Here is an 18,462-nt window from a genome sequence, read left to right as displayed (position 1 = left end):
CGGCTTCGCCGAGACACCTCTCCCCCGATCGACGGGGTAGAGGAAGGGCGCGAGCCTGTTGGGCTCCCTTCCTCTCCCTCCGGAGGGGGGAGAGGTGGCGCTGCGAAGCAGCGACGGAGTGGGGGAAGCCGGTCCTCAAACGCGAAGCCGCTCATAAGTGAGCGCGGCCGAGCTGTCCCGATATCGGGATTGGATTATCACGGTCTGGCAAGTCCGGAAGCGCGGAGAATCGCTTCAGGCGGCCAGCCTTCCGAATTCTCGAACGATCTTACGGCTCCAGTTCGACATCCCAGTATAGATAATCCATCCAGCTTTCATGCAGATGGTTGGGCGGGAAGAGCCGTCCGTTATTGTGCAGATCGTGCACCGTCGGCTGGTAAGGCTTCTGCAGCGGCCACATCTTGGCATGCGCCGGCATCATGCCGCCCTTCCGGAGATTGCAGGGCGAACAGGCGGCGACGACATTCTCCCAGGTGGTCGCACCGCCGCGATGGCGCGGGACGACATGATCGAACGTCAGGTCGTCCGGCGTGCCGCAATACTGGCACTGGAAGCGGTCGCGCAGGAACACGTTGAAGCGGGTGAAGGCCGGATGCCTGGACGGCTTCACATATGCCTTCAGGCTGACCACGCTCGGCAGCTTCATCGAGAAGGTCGGCGAGGACACGGCGTGCTCATATTCGGCGACGATGTTCACCCGGTCGAGGAACACCGCCTTGATGGCGTCCTGCCAGGACCAGAGCGACAGGGGGTAATAGCTGAGCGGACGGTAATCCGCATTCAGCACCAGCGCTGGAAGCCCATCCGGAGATACGGCAACCGTCACCTTGTTGACCTCCTTGGTTCACCAACCGATCGGTGCTGATACTGTAAGCCCGACATGACAGGGATGTGAAGCGGATTGTCACGTCGCCGAAGTGCCAAAACCGCATGTTTTTGATGCCTTGTCGCGGATTCAGGCAGGGGGCGCGGCGTCCCTGCCCCTGGTTTCGCGATAATAGGACCAGAAAAGCCGCGATGCGACACCTCGCCACGGGCTCCATGATTCGGCGAGCCGAATCAGTGTTTTCTCCGGCGGACGCGGGTCGATGCCGAGCGCGTGGCCGACCGCGCTCTGCAAGGCAACGTCGCGGGCGGGAAAGATGTCCGGGTGGCCGGCGGCGAACAACAGATACACTTCCGCCGTCCACGGCCCGATGCCGGGCACCGCCGTCATCGCCGAGATCGCCTCTTCCGCGTCGAGGAAACAGAGGTGATGCAGGTCGAGGCCGTCGGCCACGGCCTGGGCAGCCGCGATCAGGCCGCGCTGCTTGGGCCGCGACAGGCCGGCCTCGCGAAACAGGGCCTCGCCGGCGGCAAGGATCGCCTGCGGCGTCAGCGGGTCGGCGAGCCTGGTCAGGCGGCCGAAGATCGCGTCGGCGCTGGCCCGGGACACTTGTTGCGAGACGATGATCGAGGCCAGGCTGCGGAACCCCGGCTCGGAGAGCCGCAGCGGCACGTCGCCCGCCATGCCGCGCACCTTCTCAAGCCGCGGGTCGATCACGCAAAGCGCATCGAGCCCGCGTGCAATGTCGTCCAGTGTCGCGATGCGCTGCATGCTTTTCTTGTTCCTGAGCCGGGCGCACGGTAGCAATTGGCAAAACAGCAGCACAACCCGATTGCCGCCGCAGAGATGACGCTCCTGACATTCCGCTTCGCGCCAAGCCCCAATGGCGAACTGCATCTCGGCCATGCCTATTCGGCGCTGCTCAACCAGAAGCTGGCGACCGCGGCGGGCGGCCGGCTGCTGCTGCGCATGGAAGACATCGACACGGCGCGCTGCACGCCGCAATACGAGGCCGGCATGCTTGCCGATCTGAAATGGCTGGGGCTGGTCTGGGACGAGCCGGTGCGCCGCCAGTCGCAACATTTCGCCGAGTACGCGGCAGTGCTCGACCGGCTGATCCGGGAGGAACTCGTCTATCCCGCTTTCATGAGCCGTGGCGAGATCCGCGCCTTCATCACCGACAGCGAAGCGCGCGGACGCGACTGGCCGCGCGATCCCGACGGCGTGCCGCTCTATCCCCCGGCCGACAAGGCGCTGCCGGCGAAGGAACGCAAGCGGCGAATCGCCGGGAACGCGCCCTTCGCCTGGCGGCTGGACGTCGACGCCGCCATGGCGCGTGTCGGCAAGCATCTCGCATGGACAGAATTCGTCGATGAGACGCTGACCGAGACGCGCCCCGTCGAAGCCCGCCCGCAGGACTGGGGCGACGTGATCGTGGCGCGCCGCGACGTCCCGACCAGCTATCACCTAGCCGTCGTGACGGACGATGCGCTGCAAGGCGTCAGCCATGTCGTGCGCGGACAGGACCTGTTTTCCGCCACCGGTGTGCAGCGCCTGCTTCAGGAATTGCTTGGATTGCCGCAGCCCGCCTATTTCCACCATCGGCTCATCCTCGGACCGGATGGACGCAAGCTGTCGAAGAGCCTGAAGGACACCGGCCTTGCCGCCCTGCGCGATGCCGGCGCGTCGCCCGGCGACATCAGGCGGATGGTCGGGCTTTGATCCTGGCTGTCCCCGCGCGACGCGTCCCGATGCGCCGCCCAATGAATTCCGGTGATGCATGGATCAATCGTTTCGTTTTGCACGGCCGATCGAACGGGATTAGAGCATCGCCACGGTCAACTCTCACCAGCGCGGCGGATCCCCTGAAAACACACGGCGTCAAGCGGTTCATCCCCGCCACCTTCGTTGTCCTGTGGGCGACCGGCTTCATCGGCGCGCGCTATGCCATGCCGTGGGCGGAGCCGTTCACCTTTCTCGCCGCGCGTTTCGTCCTGGCCGCGATCCTGCTGGCGGTCCTGATGCTGGTGCTCGGGTCCAAAAGAGCCACCCGCAAGGAGGCGCTGCACGCCACCGGCGCCGGCGTGCTGATGCATGGCGTCTATCTCGGCGCTGTCTTCTGGGCCATCCACAGGGGCATGCCGGCCGGGTTTTCGGCCCTGATCGTCGGCTTGCAGCCGCTGATCACGGCTGTGCTTGCCGGCAAGTTTCTCGGCGAGGCGATCCTGCCGCGCCACTGGGCCGGCCTCGGCATCGGCCTCATCGGCATCGTCATCGTGCTCTGGCCAAAGCTCGGCGCGCTTGGCGGCGGCGTGACGGCGGCGACACTGGCCGCCTCGTTGGTCTCGGTGCTCGGCATGAGCGCCGGCACGATCTGGCAGAAGCGCTTCGCCTCCGGCGGCGATCTCGTCGCCGCGACCATGTGGCAATATGTCGGCGGTGCCTCGGTAATGATCCTGGCTTCGCTTGCCTTCGAGACCCGCACCGTCGTCATCAACGGCGAATTGATCTTCGCCATGGCCTGGCTCGTGCTGGTACTGTCGCTGGGCGCCATCTTCCTGCTGATGGTGATGATCCGCGACGGCGAGATGTCGAAGGTCGCCTCGCTGTTCTATCTGGTGCCGGCGGTGACGGCCATCATTGCCTGGGCCTTGTTCGACGAACAGCTCAATGCGCTGCAGATAGCCGGCATGGCGATCGCAACCTTCGGCGTCGGCCTGGCCACGGCGCGGCAGGCCAAGGGAAGAACTGAGGAATTGAGGAACTGAAGAATTGATGAGTTGAAAGAAGAAGCGCGCCGCGTTTTTTCCTCAATTCCTCAATTCCTCAATTCCTCTTCTTCAATTCCGCAGGTCTTCAATCCGGCCGGGTATCCGGCTCAACCGACCCGGGCGCGCGCCTCCAGATAGCGGCTGATCGCGGCATTGAGCTCGCCGCCGAGGATGAAGATCGCCGAAAGCATGTAGAGGAAGACCACCGCGATCATGATCGAGGCGAGGCCGGCATAAGTCGTCACATAGGACGAGAAATGCTCGAGGTAGGTGGCGAAAATGGTCGAGCCGACAAGCCATGCCGCCAAGGTGAAGACGATACCCGGTATGATCGAAACGAAGCGGCGCTTGCCCGCCGGCAGCCAGAAATGCACGGCAAACAGCCCGCCGACAATGACCACCGAGGCGATGACGTAACGCCATAGCGTGATCGTGCCCATATAGGGCTTGATCCATTCGATATGGGCCTCGGCCAGCCTCGCCAGCAGCGGGGCCAAAACCAGCAGCACGCTGATCGCCAGAAAGCCGGCGGTGGCGATGAGCACGAAGATGATGCTCTGCACCCGGCGGTAGATGATGCCGCGCGTCTCGGACACCCGATAGGCGCGGTTGAGCGAGGTGCGCAGCGCCTCGATGCCGTTCGAGGCAAAATAGGCGGCAAGCAGCACGCCATAGGTCAAAAGATCGGTGCGCCTGACAGTGAGCACGTTGAGCACCTCGCGCGCGATCGGCTTGGCGATCTGCTCGGGCCAGGTGTCGAAGACCAGGTGCACCGCCGTGTCGGCGAACGCCTGCGCGCCGAGGAAGCTTGCCAGCGTCGTGGCGAAGATCAGGAATGGGAACAGCGCCATCAGCGAGGTGATCGCCAGATGGCTGGCCATCGCCCAGCCATCGTCGGTATTGAAATGACCGATGGCATCATAGAGCACGCGGCGCAGGGCGACGATCTTCCGCAACAAGTCCTGCGTTCCCTTCGATTGTCTCGACGCCGCGAATATGGGAAGGGAATGCGGCAAATGGCAACCCTTGGTCAAACTGCTCATATTGCCGCGAAGGAATTGCGCACCGTCATCGTCACCGGCGCCTCTTCCGGCATAGGCGCCTATTGTGCCCGGGCGCTGAAGGCGGAAGGCTGGCGGGTCTTTGCGACGGCGCGAAAACCCGCGGACATAGCCGCCCTCGAAGAAGACGGCATCGAGGCCTTCTATCTCGACTACACCGAACCGGCATCGATCGAGGCGCTGGTGGCAGCCGTGCTCGAGCGCACCGGCGGCGGGCTCGACGCCTTGTTCAACAACGGCGCCTACGCTCAGGCCGGCGCCGTCGAGGACCTGGCCGTCGCGGCGCTCAGGGAGCAGTTCGAGGCCAATTTCTTCGGCTGGCATGACCTGACGCGCCGGATCGTGCCGGTGATGCGCCGCCAGGGCCACGGCCGCATCGTCCATTGCTCATCGATCCTGGGCCTCGCGCCGGTGCGCTTTCGCGGCGCCTATTCGGCGTCGAAACATGCCCTCGAGGCCCTGATGCTCTGCCAGCGCCAGGAACTGGCCGGCAGCGGCGTCCACGTTTCGCTGATCGAGCCCGGACCGGTGAAATCGAAGATCGCCAGCAATGGCCTGGCGTGGTTCATGAAGAACATCGACCACGAGAATTCGGTGCATCGGGCGGACTATGCGGTGCAGTTGGAGAGGCTGCGCGCCGGCGGCAGCCAATCGGCATCCAAACCCGGACCGGAAGTGGTCCACACGGCGCTGCGCCATGCGCTTCTGTCGCGGCGCCCGCGTCCGCACTATGTGGTAACAGTGCCCGCCAGGATCGGCGCCATGCTCAAACGCATCCTGCCGGCGTCGATGCTCTACCGCCTGCTCGCCAAGCGCGCCTGAACGCAAAGGAACTGGAACGAAAATGGCATCCGTCTTCAATATCCTCGCCATTGTGGTCATGGTCGCCGTGGCGATCGTGCTGATCCGGGGCCTCATCAACATGATGCGCGGTGGTTCCGGCGTCACTTCCAACAAGCTGATGCAGGCGCGTGTTCTGCTGCAGGCCGTGGCGCTGGCGTTTATCCTGCTGGCTGTGTATTTCACCCGCAAATGAGGATACCGGCCGCTGGGAGGCGACGTGGTCAAGCTCAACAAGATCTATACCCGCACCGGCGACGACGGCACCACGGGTCTCGGCACCGGCGAAAGGCGGCTGAAATCCGATCTGCGGGTTGATGCCTACGGCACGGTCGACGAAGCCAATGCCTGCATCGGCCTGGCCCGAATCCACACCGCGCAGACCCACCCGGCGATCGACGCCATGCTTTCCCGCATCCAGAACGATCTCTTCGATCTCGGCGCCGATCTTGCCGTGCCCGATGACGGCAAGCCGCTCGGCTATGAGCCGCTGCGCATCATTGCTTCGCAGACCGACCGGGTCGAGAAGGACATCGACCTCCTCAACAAGCAGCTTCAGCCGCTCAAGTCCTTCGTGCTCAACGGCGGCACGCCGGCGGCAGCCGCGCTTCATCTCGCCCGCACCGTGGCGCGGCGAGCCGAACGGCTGATGGTGGCGCTCGCCCAACAGCCGCACGAACACGTCAGCCGCGAGGGGTTGAAATACCTGAACCGTGTCTCGGATTTCCTGTTCGTCGCCGCCCGCGCGGTCAATGACAACGGAAATGCCGACGTGCTATGGGTTCCCGGCAAGAACCGCTGAACGGATCGAAAAGCGGAAGGGGGCAAGGGACCGATGTTCATCCCGCTTTATGACACCAACAGGCTGCGGCACATCCGCTTGCAGTACGTGACGATCGGCCTGATCGTCGCCAACGCGCTGGTCTATTGCGCCACGGCGCTCGGCGGCGAGAACTTCACCAACGCCGCCGTGCTTGGCCTCGGCTTCATCCCCTCCGTCGTCCATGACACGGCGGAACTCGACCCCCGCTTTATCGTCATCCCCGAAAGCCTGAGCTATCTCACCTATTCCTTCCTGCATGCCGATATCTTCCATCTCGGCGGCAACATGCTGTTCCTGTGGGTGTTCGGTGACAATGTCGAGGATGCGCTCGGCCATGTCCGCTACCTCATCTTCTATCTCCTGTGCGCGGTTGCGGGAGCTGCCTTCCAGGGGCTCATCGCCTGGGACTCGCAAGTGCCGCTGATCGGTGCGTCGGGTGCAATTGCCGGCGTGGTCGTCGCCTATCTCATCCTCTATCCCCGGGTGAAAGTCTGGGTGCTTGCCTTTGCCCGCATTCCGCTGCGCATTCCGGCCTTTATCCCGCTCATCCTGTGGGTATTGTTTCAGGTCGTCATGTTCGCCGCCGGCGGCGAAGACCAGATTTCCTGGGCCTGCCACATCGGCGGCATCATCGCCGGAGCCGTGCTGGTGCTTGTCTTGCGCAGCCGCGGGGTTCCGCTGTTTGCCGGCGCCGACGAGGATGCCGTGATTGCCGCCGTCGACCAGCCGCCGGTTGCCGCTGAACCGGTAGCGCCCGAGCCGTCCGCCATGGCGCCACGCTGGGGACGAGGAAACTCTTCCAATCCGGACTGAACCGATTTGAGCGCCTTGCAGCGTATTGACGAGCAGGGTTGCCGCAACTACGGAAGCGTTTCCGCCGCAGCCTAAGGCGGTCAAAGACCAGAATTTCCATCCGGAATGTCGGCTTTCGACAACTCAGAAGGGGCGCGGGCTGTTATAGCGCGCCCAACTATCTCAAGAGAGGTGACAGGCAAATGAAGATCCTTGTGCCCGTGAAGCGGGTGGTGGATGCGAACGTCAAGGTTCGCGTGAAGGCTGACGGCTCGGCGGTGGAACTCGCCAACGTCAAGATGGCGATGAACCCGTTCGACGAGATCGCGGTCGAAGAGGCGATCCGGCTGAAGGAAGCCGGCAAGGCCGAAGAGATCATCGTCGTGTCGATCGGCCCGCAGCAGGCACAGGAAACCTTGCGCACCGCGCTCGCCATGGGCGCCGACCGCGCCATCCTGGTCAAGACCGACGAGCAGACCGAGCCGCTTGGCGTCGCCAAGGTGCTGAAGGGCGTGGTCGAGGCGGAGCAGCCCGGCCTCGTCATCCTCGGCAAGCAGGCGATCGACGACGACTCGAACCAGACCGGCCAGATGCTGGCGGCACTGCTCGGCTGGGCGCAAGGCACCTTCGCCTCCAAGATCGTGCTCGAGGGCGACAAGGCCAAGGTGACCCGCGAAGTCGACGGCGGCCTGCAGACGGTGGAGCTGAAGATGCCGGCGATCGTGACCGCCGACCTTCGCCTCAACCAGCCGCGCTATGCCTCGCTGCCCAACATCATGAAGGCCAAGAAGAAGCCGCTCGACGAGAAGAGCCCGGCCGACTACGGCGCCGACGTCAAGCCGCGGCTGAAGGTAATCAAGACCGAGGAGCCGGGCGGCCGCAAGGCGGGTGTCAAGGTCAAGAGCGTCGCCGAGCTGATCGACAAGCTCAAGAACGAAGCCGGCGTGCTGTAAGCGATCGGGAAAGGAACAGAAAAATGGCAATTCTCCTCATCGCGGAACACGACAACGCTACGCTTTCGGACCAGACCGCCAAGGCGCTCTCTGCCGCCCTGCAGATAGGCTCGGACGTGCATGTGCTGGTGGCCGGCAAGGGCGCCAAGGGCGCGGCCGACGCCGCCGCCAAATTGAAGGGCGTCGGCAAGGTCCTGCTGGCCGAAGCCGACGAACTCGCCGAGCGCCTCGCCGAACCGCTCGCCGCACTCGTCGTGTCTCTGGCTGGCGCTTACGACACCGTCATCGCCCCGGCCACCTCGTCGGGCAAGAATGTCGCGCCGCGCGTCGCCGCCCTGCTCGATGTCGCGCAGGTGTCCGAGATCATCGAAGTGGTCTCGCCGGACACCTTCAAGCGCCCGATCTATGCCGGCAATGCCATCCAGACGGTGCAGTCGACCGACCCCAAGAAGGTCATCACCGTGCGCACTGCCTCCTTCCAGGCGGCGCCCGAGGGCGGCTCGGCGGCTGTCGAGACCGTCAAGGCGGCGGCCAATCCGGGCCTCTCGGCCTTCGTCGAGAACAAGCTTTCGGAAACCGACCGTCCGGAGCTGACCTCGGCCAAGATCATCATCTCGGGCGGCCGCGCGCTCGGCTCCTCCGAGAAGTTCCAGGAGGTCATCCTGCCCGTCGCCGACAAGCTCGGCGCCGCGGTCGGCGCGTCGCGCGCCGCCGTCGATGCCGGCTATGCGCCGAACGACTGGCAGGTCGGCCAGACCGGCAAGGTCGTGGCGCCTGACCTCTACATTGCGGTCGGTATCTCCGGAGCCATCCAGCACCTTGCCGGCATGAAGGATTCGAAGGTCATCGTCGCCATCAACAAGGACGAGGAAGCGCCGATCTTCCAGGTTGCCGACTACGGCCTCGTCGGCGACCTCTTCGTTATCCTGCCGGAACTGCAAAAGGCGCTTTGACGCCTTCTGCCGAAGCGTATTAAATTGCCAAGGGTGGGGTAGACGAAGTCGCCCCGCCCTTTTAGTTTGCACCGCACAAAAAGCAGGCTGCAAAGGCCTTTTGACGGGATCGGTGTAATGAGCAAGATCGAGACGATCGGCATCATCGGCGCGGGCCAGATGGGCGGCGGCATCGCCCATGTCTCCGCGCTTTCGGGCTACAAGGTGCTGATCTACGATATATCGCCCGACCGCATCGAGAAGGGCATCGCCACCATAAGCGGCAACATGGCCCGCCAGGTCGGCTCCGGCAAACTCGACGAGAAGGAGCGCAACGAGGCGATGGCGCGCATTGCCTCGGCACCGGCGATGGCGGATCTTGCCGGCGCGGATCTGGTGATCGAAGCCGCAACCGAGGACGAGACGGTCAAGCGCAAGATCTACGCCCAGCTTTGTCCGCAGCTCAATCCCGAAGCCATCCTGGCGACCAACACCTCGTCGATCTCGATCACGCGGCTTGCCGCGCAGACCGACCGGCCGGAGCGCTTCATCGGCATCCATTTCATGAATCCGGTGCCGCTGATGAAGCTGGTCGAGCTGGTGCGCGGCATCGCCACCGAGGACCAGACCTTCGAGGCGGCTAAGGCCTATGTCAGGCAGCTCGACAAGACGATCACCGTCTCGGAGGATTTTCCGGCTTTCATCGTCAATCGCATCCTGCTGCCGATGATCAACGAGGCGATCTACACGCTCTATGAGGGCGTCGGCTCGGTCGACGCCATCGATACCGCCATGCGGCTCGGCGCCAACCATCCGATGGGCCCGCTGCAGCTGGCCGATTTCATCGGCCTCGACACCTGCCTGTCGATCATGCAGGTGTTGCATGACGGCCTGTCGGATTCGAAGTACCGTCCCTGCCCGCTGCTGGTGAAATATGTCGAGGCTGGTTGGCTCGGCCGCAAGACCGGGCGCGGCTTCTACGACTATCGCGGCGAGCATCCCGTTCCGACGCGCTGACACCGTGCCGGGCGCCCGCCCGGGCGATGTGCGTTTTGTCGGGGCGATCTGATCGAAGCCGGCGGATGCCGCCTCACGATGCCGCCGCAAGCGGCTCGGGCAGCTCCGACCTGTCGTCGATGACCTCTCCGCCCGGCGCCGTGCGAACGCATCCGCGGCCTGCCGCCTTGGCCGCATAGCAGGCGGCGTCCGCCCTGGCGATGATCTCGTCGGCTTCGCCGCAATCGGCGCCGATCGCGGCCAATCCGATGCTGGCGCCGATCGAGTGCGCGCGGCCGTCCCAGGTGAAATCCAAACCGGCTATCGCACCGATGATGGAGCGCGCCGCAATGTTGGCGCCGGCTGCAGAACCCGATTTCAGGATGACCGTGAATTCGTCGCCGCCAAGCCGCGCGACGATATCTTCGGGACCAAGCGCGCCGCGAATAGCCTCGGCGACCCGCTTGAGCAATGCGTCTCCCGCCGCGTGTCCGCCCGTGTCGTTGACAAGTTTGAAATGGTCGAGATCGATGAACATGAACTGGTGCTCGCTGCTCCCCGCCATGGCGCCATCCTTGCGGGCCTGACCGACCAGGTCCTCCATGGTGCGGATGAAGCTCGAGCGGTTTGCAAGGCCGGTCAGCGCATCATGCGCGGCGGCGTGGGCAAGCTGCCTTTGCAGGGCGCGCGCATCGGTGAAGTCCTGGAAGACGATGACCAGCCCGCAGAATTCGTTGCGCTCATTCATGATGGGCGACACGATCTGACGGATGCTGCAGCGGGTGTCGTCGCGCCGGATCAGCACCGCGCGGCTGTTCTGGTCGGAGGGTCCCTGGCCGCCGGTCGTGGGCCGCGTCACGCCGATCCGCTGTCCCGTCTCCTCGTCGACCGCCCAATAGACATGGCCGAGTGTCTTGCCGAGAGCCTCTTCGCCGGCAATGCCGGTCAGCTTTTCGGCAACCGGGTTCATGAAGGTGACGCGGTTCGCGGCATCGGTGCAGATGACGGCATCGCCGATCGATTGCAGCGTCACCCTGAGGCGTTCCTTTTCATCGGCGAGCATTGCGGCCGATACGGTCAGGCGCTCTTCAGCCTGTTTGCGCCGGGTGATGTCGGTCAGGCTGCCGATCGCCCTGACGAGCTTGCCCTCGGCGTCGCGCTCGATGGCTTTGCCGCGGTCGAGGATCCACACCCAGTGGCCTTCCTTGTGGCGCATCCTGAATTCGGCTTCGAAGAACGGCGTCTTGCCGTCGAGATGGGCGCGGTCCGCTTCGGCAACGGTTTCGCGATCATCAGGATGGATCATCGACAGCCAACGGTCGGGGTCGCCATCGAGTTCGCCGTCCGCATAGCCCAGCATCCTGACCCAGGTCGAGGAATAGGTCGTGCCACCCTTGCGCATGTCGAAGTCCCAGACGCCTTGGCCCCCGCCGGCCAGGGCGAAATTCCAGCGTGTTTCCGCTTCGGCGATGCGCGCCTCGGCCTGCTTGCGCGCGTCGATGTCCTCGATCTGCGAGACCAGGTAAAGCGGGCGGCTTTTCTCGTCACGGATGACCGAACCGGAAAGACGAGCCCATACCGGCGTGCCGTCTTTCCTGAGATAGCGCTTTTCGAAATGGAAGGAGGAGAGCTTGCCTGCCTTCAGGCCATCCATCGTCTCACGTCCGATCTGCATATCGTCGGGATGCGTGATCTCGAAGAAGGTCAGCGCCTCGATCTCCTCGCGGCTGTAGCCAAGCATGGTGGCGAAGACCGGATTGGTCTGAAGAATGCGCCCGTCCAGCCCGACAACGGCGATGCCGATCGCCGAATCCTCCATGGCGCGGCGGAAACGCTGCTCGCTTTCGGCGATCCGCCGCCGGTCATCGGAGATACGAACGATGAACAGGCCGGCAAGAATAAGTGCGCCGACCGCCACCGCGACCGACACCAGCAGCCAGAGCTTGAGCGCCTCGATTCCGAGGTCCAGCCGCGTACGCGTGAGTGAAACCACCACCACGGCAAAGCCGAGCACAAGCAGCGCCAGCGCTGCATGTTTGTGTGACCTCGGTCCGATCAGTCCTCGCAACGTCACGACAGAGCCACCCCCGTGGGCAATCGCTTTTCCCTTGGAAACCTTAGAAGGATCGATTTTAAGGAAACGTTGCGCCCGGGGTACCGACGGTATTGGAAACCGGCAAACAATTGCCGGCATGATTAAGGATCGGTATGCGAGGAGTTGCGGTCGCCGGCACCGCCCTACTACCAGCGCACGAAAAACCGCCCACCGAGCGCACCAAGCAACGCGAGCACCGCAATAGCGATCGTGTACCAGGTGGCGACGAAAAGCGGCGAGTCATCGAAACAGTGCGCGGCGTAGAAAGTCGCCGCCAGCCCGCCGGCGAGCAGGCCGGCGACCGTGCCGGCAAGCACCGGCCGTGTCGGCGCGCCGTAGCGCAGCATCCACAAGAAGATGGCGAGCGGGCCGATGCCGATCAGCGGGATGAAAGTCATGCAGATCATCATGTTGGAGCCGACGAGGCGTGTTGCCCAATCGGCTCGCGGCACGGCAAACAGCTCCAGAACCACAGCCAGCGCGACCAGCAGCGGCGCTGCGATCATCGAAGCCATCGCCCGGCCTGTCGAGGCGCCGGGCGTCGACAGAGCCTGGATCAGGGCGAAGGCGCTGACCGCCAGCACGATGGTGAAAACGAATTTGGAAAGAAAGCGCATCGTGTGCGCGGCCACCATGAAGTCGGGCCGTGGACCGATCGTCAGCAGGAAAACGGCCGCCGCGACAGCGATGGCCGCACCGGCCGCCAGCCACCAGGCCGAACGCAGCGGCATCGCCTTGCTGCTTGCATCGGCGTCCAGCGCCTTGATGAGGTCATCCGTCTTCATGTCATTCCCGCCCGAACCGCCTGGCTATGGCGGCAAGCCCCCGATGCAGCGATACACGCACGGCCGTCTCGCTGATGCCGAATTTTGTCGCCGTCTCGCCGATCGAGCGGCCTTCCACCGACACGGCCGAGACCACGGAACGCTGCGCCGGCGGCAGACCGTCCAGAGCCCGGTTGATGTCGCGCTCGCTGACCGTCTCCGTTTCCGGTTCGGCGAACGTCTCGGCGATATCGTCGACATCGATTTCGATGCGCCGTCCGCGCCGCCGGAACGCATCGATCAACTTGAAGCGGGCGATCGCATAGACCCAAGGCAACACCGGCGCGTCCTGGCGCCAGGTATGCCTTTTCACGTGAATGGCCAGCAAGGTTTCCTGCACGACATCCTCGGGATCGACCCCGCCCTGCACGATCTTGCGCCTGACAAACCCGCGAACCAGCGCGGCAATCCGGTGGAGAAAGTCGGCGTAGGCCCTTTCATCTCCCGCGATCGCGGCTCGTATCAGCCGGGAAAGCTCGGCCTCATCCTTGCCGGTCACAAGAGTACTCCCCCAATTTTCGCGCCTCGGCACTGATTTGTTACGTGGCTGGCGAAATAATGTCCAAGCCAAAGTACCGGAAGATGACGAAAGTTCGCGGGCGGCGGCGCTGCTTGGGCGACAGCCTTGCCGGAACTCCCTGGCGGGTGCCATCGATCCGGGCATGCCCATCACGCGGAATTGTCCTCCTGGAGGCGGCCGTCACCCACCAGCGGCTGATTGAAGCAGGCGATCAATGTTGACTATCGGTGTCAGGTATCGGTAGGTGCAGCCTGCTACGACCAACGAGACCGAGGATGATGCCATGACATACACATTTTCCGCCCTTGCCGGTGCCGCGGCACTTGCAATCAGCCTGATCGCCGGTCCGGCGACGGCCGAAGATGCCGGCATCATCGTCTACAACGCCCAGCACGAGAGCCTGGCCAAGGAATGGGCCGAAGGGTTCACCAAGGAAACCGGCATCAAGGTCACCTTGCGCAATGGCGGCGACAGCGACTTCTCCAACCAGATCGTCGCCGAGGGCGCCGCCTCGCCCGCCGACGTGTTCCTGACCGAGAATTCGCCGGCCATGGCGCTGGTCGAGAGCGCCGGCCTGTTCGCACCGGTTGACGCCGACACTCTGGCGCAGGTCCCCCAGGACTACCAGGCGTCCAGCGGCAAATGGGTCGGCGTGGCCGCGCGGAGCACCGTTTTTGCCTATAACACGACCAAGCTCAAGGCGGATCAACTGCCCAAGTCACTGCTCGACCTTGCCGATCCGAGCTGGAAAGGCCGCTGGGCCGCCTCGCCCTCGGGCGCCGATTTCCAGGCCATCGTCAGCGCGCTGCTGCAGCTCAAGGGTGAACCCGCGACGGCCGACTGGCTGAAGGCGATGAAGGAGAACTTCACCGCCTACAAGGGCAACAGCACAGTGATGAAGGCGGTCAACGCCGGCGAGATCGAAGGCGGCGTGATCTACCACTATTACTATTTCGGCGACCAGGCCAAGACCGGCGAGAACAGCAAGAACGTCGCGCTGCACTATTTCAAGAACCAGGATCCGGGCGCTTTCGTCTCGATCTCAGGCGGCGGCGTGCTTGCCTCCAGCAAGCATCCCAAGGAAGCTCAGGCCTTCCTGAAGTGGGTGACCGCCAAAGGCGGCCAGGACGTGCTGAAGAACGGAACATCCTTCGAATACGCGGTCGGCAAGGGTGCGGAGTCCAATCCGAAGCTGGTGCCGCTGGCCGATCTGCAAGCGCCGAAGATCGACGCAGCGACGCTGAACTCCAAGAAGGTCACCGACCTGATGACGGCAGCCGGCTTGCTTTAGCCGTCGTTCGTCCTAATAAGGACAACGACCACGCTCCCGCGGGATTGATGTTCCGCGGGAGTGATTTTGTTTTTCGAGATGGCATTCGTCGATGACGACACGCTGTGTTCCCGGCCGTGATTTGCGGTCCTTCAATTGCTGCCGCCGGGCGGCAGCGGCATGGCGTCTGAACTGATGCAGCCCGCGGTCGATCTGGCGCGCTCTGGCCTGCCGCCCAAGATGCGTCGAAGGGCACAGCGGCGTGCGGCACCGTGGTTGGTCGCCGCCGCCATGCTGGTGTCGCTGCTGGCGTTGCTGCCGCCTGCCTTCATCATCTTGATCGCGGTCCAGACCGGCTGGGAAACGGTCGCGGCGCTGGTCTTCCGGGCGCGTGTCGGCGAACTTCTGGTCAACACCGGCCTGCTGGTCCTGCTGACCGTGCCGATCGCTATCGTGCTGTCGGTCGCGCTGGCTTGGCTGACCGAACGCAGCGACTTGCCCGGCGCGAGGCTCTGGGCATGGCTGTGCGTGGCGCCGCTCGCCATTCCGGCTTTCGTGCACAGCTACGCCTGGATCACCATGGTGCCCAGGCTGCACGGCCTGTGGGCCGGCGTGCTGGTCTCCGTAATCGCCTATTTCCCGTTTCTCTATCTGCCGGTGTCGGCAGCGCTGCGCCGCCTCGATCCCGCGCTGGAGGACGCTGCGGCGGCACTCGGCCTTGGGCCCTGGCGTGTGTTTCGGCGCGTCGTGCTGCCGCAATTGCGGCTCGCCATCTGCGGCGGCTCGCTGCTGGTCGGGCTGCACCTGCTGGCCGAATACGGCCTCTATGTCTTCATCCGCTTCGACACCTTCACCACCGCGATCGTCGACCAGTTCCAGTCGACTTTCAACGGGCCGGCCGCCAACATGCTGGCCGGCGTGCTGGTGAGCTGCTGCTTCGTGCTGCTCGGCCTCGAAGTGCTGGTGCGCGGCGAGGAGCGTTATGCCCGCGTCGGCTCCGGCGCGGCGCGATATCAGCAACGTACGCGCCTCGGACGCGCCACGGTCCCAAGTCTGGTCTTGCTTGTCGTCACCACGCTGCTGGCGCTTGGCGTACCGTTCGTCACCATCGGCCGTTGGCTCGTCGCCGGCGGCGCCGATGTCTGGCGCTTCGACGAGATCGGCCTGGCGCTCGGCCAGACGCTGTTCCTGGCGCTCGCCGGCGCGCTGCTCGCCACCCTTGCCGCCATGCCGATGGCCTGGATCTCGATCCGTGCGCCGGGTCCGCTGCAGCGCCTGCTGGAGGGCTGCAACTACATCGTCGGATCGCTGCCCGGGGTGGTGATCGCGCTGGCCCTGGTCACAATCACGGTGCGCATCGCCCTGCCGCTCTATCAGACCTTGTTCACGATCCTCGTCGCCTATGCGCTGATGTTCCTGCCGCGCGCTTTGGTCAGCCTGCGGGCGTCGATCGCGCAGGCGCCGGTCGAACTCGAACGCGCCGCGTCCAGCCTCGGCCGTCCGCCGCTCAACGCGCTGTGGTCGACAACGATCCGCCTGTCGGCGCCGGGCGCGGCTGCCGGCATGGCGCTGGTGGCGCTCGGCATCATGAACGAACTGACCGCGACCCAGATGCTGGCGCCGAACGGCACCCGCACGCTGGCGATGGCGTTCTGGTCCTATAGCGGCGAGATCGATTACGCCTCTGCGGCGCCTTACGCTTTCATCATGGTGGCGATGTCGCTGCCGCTGACCTGGCTGCTCTATGTCCAGTCGAAACGGATGGCTGGACGATGAGCTTTCTCGAACTCAAGGACCTGCATAAGCATTATGGCCCGGTCGCAGCCCTTGCCGGCGTCGATCTGAGCGTCGCCAGCGGCAGCCGCACGGCGATCGTCGGCCCGTCCGGTTGCGGCAAGACGACCTTGCTGCGGCTGATCGCCGGCTTCGAGGCGCCTGACCAGGGCCGCATCGTGCTCGACGGCGAGGTGCTGGCCAATGGCGGTGCCGCCGTGCCGGCGCACCGGCGCGGCATCGGCCTGGTGGCGCAGGACGGCGCCCTGTTCCCGCATCTGACCATATCGGACAATATCGGCTTCGGCATGCGCCGCGGCGAGGACAAGCGCACCGAGCGCATCACCGAGCTCGCCTACATCGTCGGGCTCGACAAGGCGATCCTCAAGCGCCGCCCGCACGAACTCTCCGGCGGCCAGCAGCAGCGTGTGGCGCTCGCCCGCGCCATGGCGATGAAGCCGCGGCTGATGCTCCTCGACGAGCCGTTCTCGGCGCTCGACACCGGCCTGCGCGCTTCGATGCGCAAGGCGGTGGCCGAGCTTCTGGAGGCAGCCGGCATCACCACCATCCTGGTGACGCACGACCAGGCCGAGGCGCTGTCCTTCGCCAGCCAGGTGGCGGTGATGCGCGATGGCAAGTTCTCGCAGGTCGGCACGCCGCGCGAACTCTATCTCAGGCCCAAGGACAGGATGATCGCGGAGTTCCTCGGCGACGCCATCATCCTGCCGGCAAGGGTCTCGGGGGGCTTCGCCACCTCGCCGCTCGGTCGCATCGCCGTCGACACGTCGGACAGCCGCGATGTCGCCCGCATCATGCTGCGGCCCGAGCAGATCGCGCTGAAACGCACGTCGCGCGAGGGCATGTCGGGCACTCCCGACATGCTGTTCGGCGAGGTCACGGAATCGGAATTCGCCGGCTCGATGTGCACGATCGCGGTGCGGCTCTTGAACAATGCCGATCCGCCCGACGCCGCCGCGATCGGCAACACGCCGCTGATCCTGCGCAAATCCGGCATGGACGCGCCGGCGATCGGCGAGATCGTGCGGCTCATCGTATCGGGAAAGGCGCATGTATTCGCCTGAGCGTTCGACAGGCTTCCCTTGGTTTCAGCCAATGCCGCGCCGTTGATTTGCTTCAGGCCGTTTGCGACCCGGCGACCACTGTCACGAGCGTGCCGCTTTCCGCTGAATAAACGGGCCACCGCTCGAGAAAATCGCAGCCATGCACAATCAGCCGCTCGTTGGCGCTGTCGACGAGGATGACGGCGTAGGAGGGCGGCGCCTGCTCGACGATCTCGCTCGATCTGTCGAGCGCAAGTTCGAACCGGGCGTGCAGGCCGCGCTGCGCCGAGAACGGGATGCCGGCGACGGTGCCGGATATGTCGCGATGGACATGGCCGAAGAAGATGTGGCGGACGTTGCCATGCTGCCGCAGCAGGTCCAGGAACCGCCCGGGATTCTCCAAGCCGAGCCGATCGAGCTGCGGCAGGCCGAGTTGGACCGGCGGATGGTGCATGAAGACGTAGACCGGCTTGCCGGCCGCCTCTGCGAGCCGGGCTTCGAGCCAGGCAAGCCGCCTGTCGCACAACTCGCCCTCGATGCGTCCTTCCGCCAAGCCGTCGAGGAACAACAACACCTCGTCGGCCGTTTCGTGAGCCGACTGCACGAAGCCGTTCTCGTCGACGGCAATTTCGGGAAACGCCGCCACAAGAGGGGCCCGTCGGTCATGATTCCCCGGCAGCAGCCGCCACGGCACCGACAACCCGCTCAAAGCTGCTTTGAGATCGGCATAGCTCTCCGGCGCGCCGGTTTCCGTCAGGTCGCCGGTGAAGACGCAAAGTGCTGCGTCGGCATGGTGCGCATTGACGTGCGCGATGCATGAGGCCAACCGCTGATGCAGGTCGGCACCATAATGGCGCTCGCCTTGCCGGCCGAGATGGACATCCGTGACCTGAATGATTTTCATGGCGCATTTCCTGGACATTGG

The 18,462-nt window shown here is 64.6% G+C and carries 19 protein-coding genes; 12 read left to right on the top strand and 7 right to left on the bottom strand.

Annotated features, from left to right (window positions below; translation table 11 throughout):
* Window positions 1-268: 268 nt before the first annotated feature.
* Together NKJ26_RS26300 and NKJ26_RS26295 are read right to left on the bottom strand one after the other, a co-directional pair.
* A complete protein-coding gene (locus NKJ26_RS26300; RefSeq protein WP_027023266.1) occupies window positions 269-826 on the bottom strand; it encodes an HNH endonuclease in 558 nt (185 codons plus the stop codon).
* A 129-nt stretch (window positions 827-955) separates the two neighbouring features.
* A complete protein-coding gene (locus NKJ26_RS26295) occupies window positions 956-1,597 on the bottom strand; it encodes a DNA-3-methyladenine glycosylase family protein (RefSeq protein ID WP_352698167.1) in 642 nt (213 codons plus the stop codon).
* 75 nt (window positions 1,598-1,672) lie between these two features.
* On the opposite strand from NKJ26_RS26295, the gene gluQRS reads away from it, so the two are divergent.
* A complete protein-coding gene (gene gluQRS, locus NKJ26_RS26290) occupies window positions 1,673-2,548 on the top strand; it encodes a tRNA glutamyl-Q(34) synthetase GluQRS (protein ID WP_352698172.1) in 876 nt (291 codons plus the stop codon).
* A 41-nt stretch (window positions 2,549-2,589) separates the two neighbouring features.
* The gene (locus NKJ26_RS26285) at window positions 2,590-3,594 is read left to right on the top strand and encodes a DMT family transporter (protein ID WP_352698165.1); all 1,005 of its coding nucleotides are present in this window, start codon (window positions 2,590-2,592) and stop codon (window positions 3,592-3,594) included.
* A 110-nt stretch (window positions 3,595-3,704) separates the two neighbouring features.
* On the opposite strand, the gene NKJ26_RS26280 is transcribed toward NKJ26_RS26285, so the two are convergent.
* On the bottom strand, window positions 3,705-4,556 hold the full coding sequence (locus NKJ26_RS26280) for a YihY/virulence factor BrkB family protein (RefSeq protein ID WP_352604758.1): 852 nt from the start codon (window positions 4,554-4,556) through the stop codon (window positions 3,705-3,707).
* Window positions 4,557-4,613: 57 nt separating this feature from the next.
* On the opposite strand from NKJ26_RS26280, the gene NKJ26_RS26275 reads away from it, so the two are divergent.
* From NKJ26_RS26275 to NKJ26_RS26245, 7 genes are all read left to right on the top strand, one after another.
* Entirely contained in the window at window positions 4,614-5,480 is an 867-nt protein-coding gene (locus NKJ26_RS26275) for an SDR family oxidoreductase (RefSeq protein ID WP_352698163.1), read from the top strand.
* Window positions 5,481-5,502: 22 nt separating this feature from the next.
* Window positions 5,503-5,694 (top strand): twin transmembrane helix small protein, encoded by a 192-nt coding sequence (locus tag NKJ26_RS26270; protein ID WP_027023272.1) that lies wholly within the window; start codon window positions 5,503-5,505, stop codon window positions 5,692-5,694.
* A gap of 24 nt (window positions 5,695-5,718) precedes the next feature.
* A complete protein-coding gene (locus tag NKJ26_RS26265) occupies window positions 5,719-6,300 on the top strand; it encodes a cob(I)yrinic acid a,c-diamide adenosyltransferase (RefSeq protein WP_352698161.1) in 582 nt (193 codons plus the stop codon).
* Between the two features lie 33 nt (window positions 6,301-6,333).
* Entirely contained in the window at window positions 6,334-7,134 is an 801-nt protein-coding gene (locus NKJ26_RS26260; RefSeq protein ID WP_352698159.1) for a rhomboid family intramembrane serine protease, read from the top strand.
* Between the two features lie 182 nt (window positions 7,135-7,316).
* Window positions 7,317-8,066, top strand: coding sequence for an electron transfer flavoprotein subunit beta/FixA family protein (locus NKJ26_RS26255; protein WP_352604750.1), 750 nt, complete (start codon window positions 7,317-7,319; stop codon window positions 8,064-8,066).
* 23 nt (window positions 8,067-8,089) lie between these two features.
* Window positions 8,090-9,019: an electron transfer flavoprotein subunit alpha/FixB family protein gene (locus tag NKJ26_RS26250; RefSeq protein WP_352698157.1), complete on the top strand. Its 930-nt coding sequence runs from the start codon at window positions 8,090-8,092 to the stop codon at window positions 9,017-9,019.
* Between the two features lie 117 nt (window positions 9,020-9,136).
* Window positions 9,137-10,015, top strand: a complete 879-nt coding sequence (locus NKJ26_RS26245) for a 3-hydroxybutyryl-CoA dehydrogenase (protein WP_027023277.1) — start codon at window positions 9,137-9,139, stop codon at window positions 10,013-10,015.
* A gap of 73 nt (window positions 10,016-10,088) precedes the next feature.
* On the opposite strand, the gene NKJ26_RS26240 is transcribed toward NKJ26_RS26245, so the two are convergent.
* The 3 genes from NKJ26_RS26240 to NKJ26_RS26230 all read right to left on the bottom strand — a co-directional run bounded on the left by NKJ26_RS26240 (window position 10,089) and on the right by NKJ26_RS26230 (window position 13,412).
* Window positions 10,089-12,068: a PAS domain S-box protein gene (locus NKJ26_RS26240; RefSeq protein WP_352698155.1), complete on the bottom strand. Its 1,980-nt coding sequence runs from the start codon at window positions 12,066-12,068 to the stop codon at window positions 10,089-10,091.
* A gap of 167 nt (window positions 12,069-12,235) precedes the next feature.
* Window positions 12,236-12,874 carry an NrsF family protein gene (locus tag NKJ26_RS26235; RefSeq protein ID WP_352698154.1) on the bottom strand — a complete coding sequence of 213 codons (639 nt, stop codon included), beginning with the start codon at window positions 12,872-12,874 and terminating at the stop codon, window positions 12,236-12,238.
* A gap of 1 nt (window position 12,875) precedes the next feature.
* Window positions 12,876-13,412, bottom strand: a complete 537-nt coding sequence (locus tag NKJ26_RS26230; RefSeq protein ID WP_352604742.1) for a sigma-70 family RNA polymerase sigma factor — start codon at window positions 13,410-13,412, stop codon at window positions 12,876-12,878.
* 304 nt (window positions 13,413-13,716) lie between these two features.
* On the opposite strand from NKJ26_RS26230, the gene NKJ26_RS26225 reads away from it, so the two are divergent.
* The 3 genes from NKJ26_RS26225 (at window position 13,717) to NKJ26_RS26215 (ending at window position 17,558) form a co-directional block, all read left to right on the top strand.
* Window positions 13,717-14,724 (top strand): iron ABC transporter substrate-binding protein, encoded by a 1,008-nt coding sequence (locus NKJ26_RS26225; RefSeq protein ID WP_352604740.1) that lies wholly within the window; start codon window positions 13,717-13,719, stop codon window positions 14,722-14,724.
* 174 nt (window positions 14,725-14,898) lie between these two features.
* A complete protein-coding gene (locus tag NKJ26_RS26220; protein ID WP_502903201.1) occupies window positions 14,899-16,479 on the top strand; it encodes an ABC transporter permease in 1,581 nt (526 codons plus the stop codon).
* A complete protein-coding gene (locus NKJ26_RS26215; protein ID WP_352698152.1) occupies window positions 16,476-17,558 on the top strand; it encodes an ABC transporter ATP-binding protein in 1,083 nt (360 codons plus the stop codon). The genes NKJ26_RS26220 and NKJ26_RS26215 overlap by 4 nt, the downstream gene beginning before the upstream one ends.
* A gap of 52 nt (window positions 17,559-17,610) precedes the next feature.
* Here the strand turns inward: NKJ26_RS26215 and NKJ26_RS26210 are convergent, their stop codons facing one another.
* Window positions 17,611-18,441, bottom strand: coding sequence for a phosphodiesterase (locus NKJ26_RS26210; protein ID WP_352698150.1), 831 nt, complete (start codon window positions 18,439-18,441; stop codon window positions 17,611-17,613).
* Window positions 18,442-18,462 lie beyond the last annotated feature (21 nt).

The sequence above is a fragment of the Mesorhizobium sp. M0152 genome, from assembly GCF_040322415.1.
Lineage (GTDB): Bacteria > Pseudomonadota > Alphaproteobacteria > Rhizobiales > Rhizobiaceae > Mesorhizobium.
This window is presented reverse-complemented; position numbering and strand designations above follow the sequence as displayed.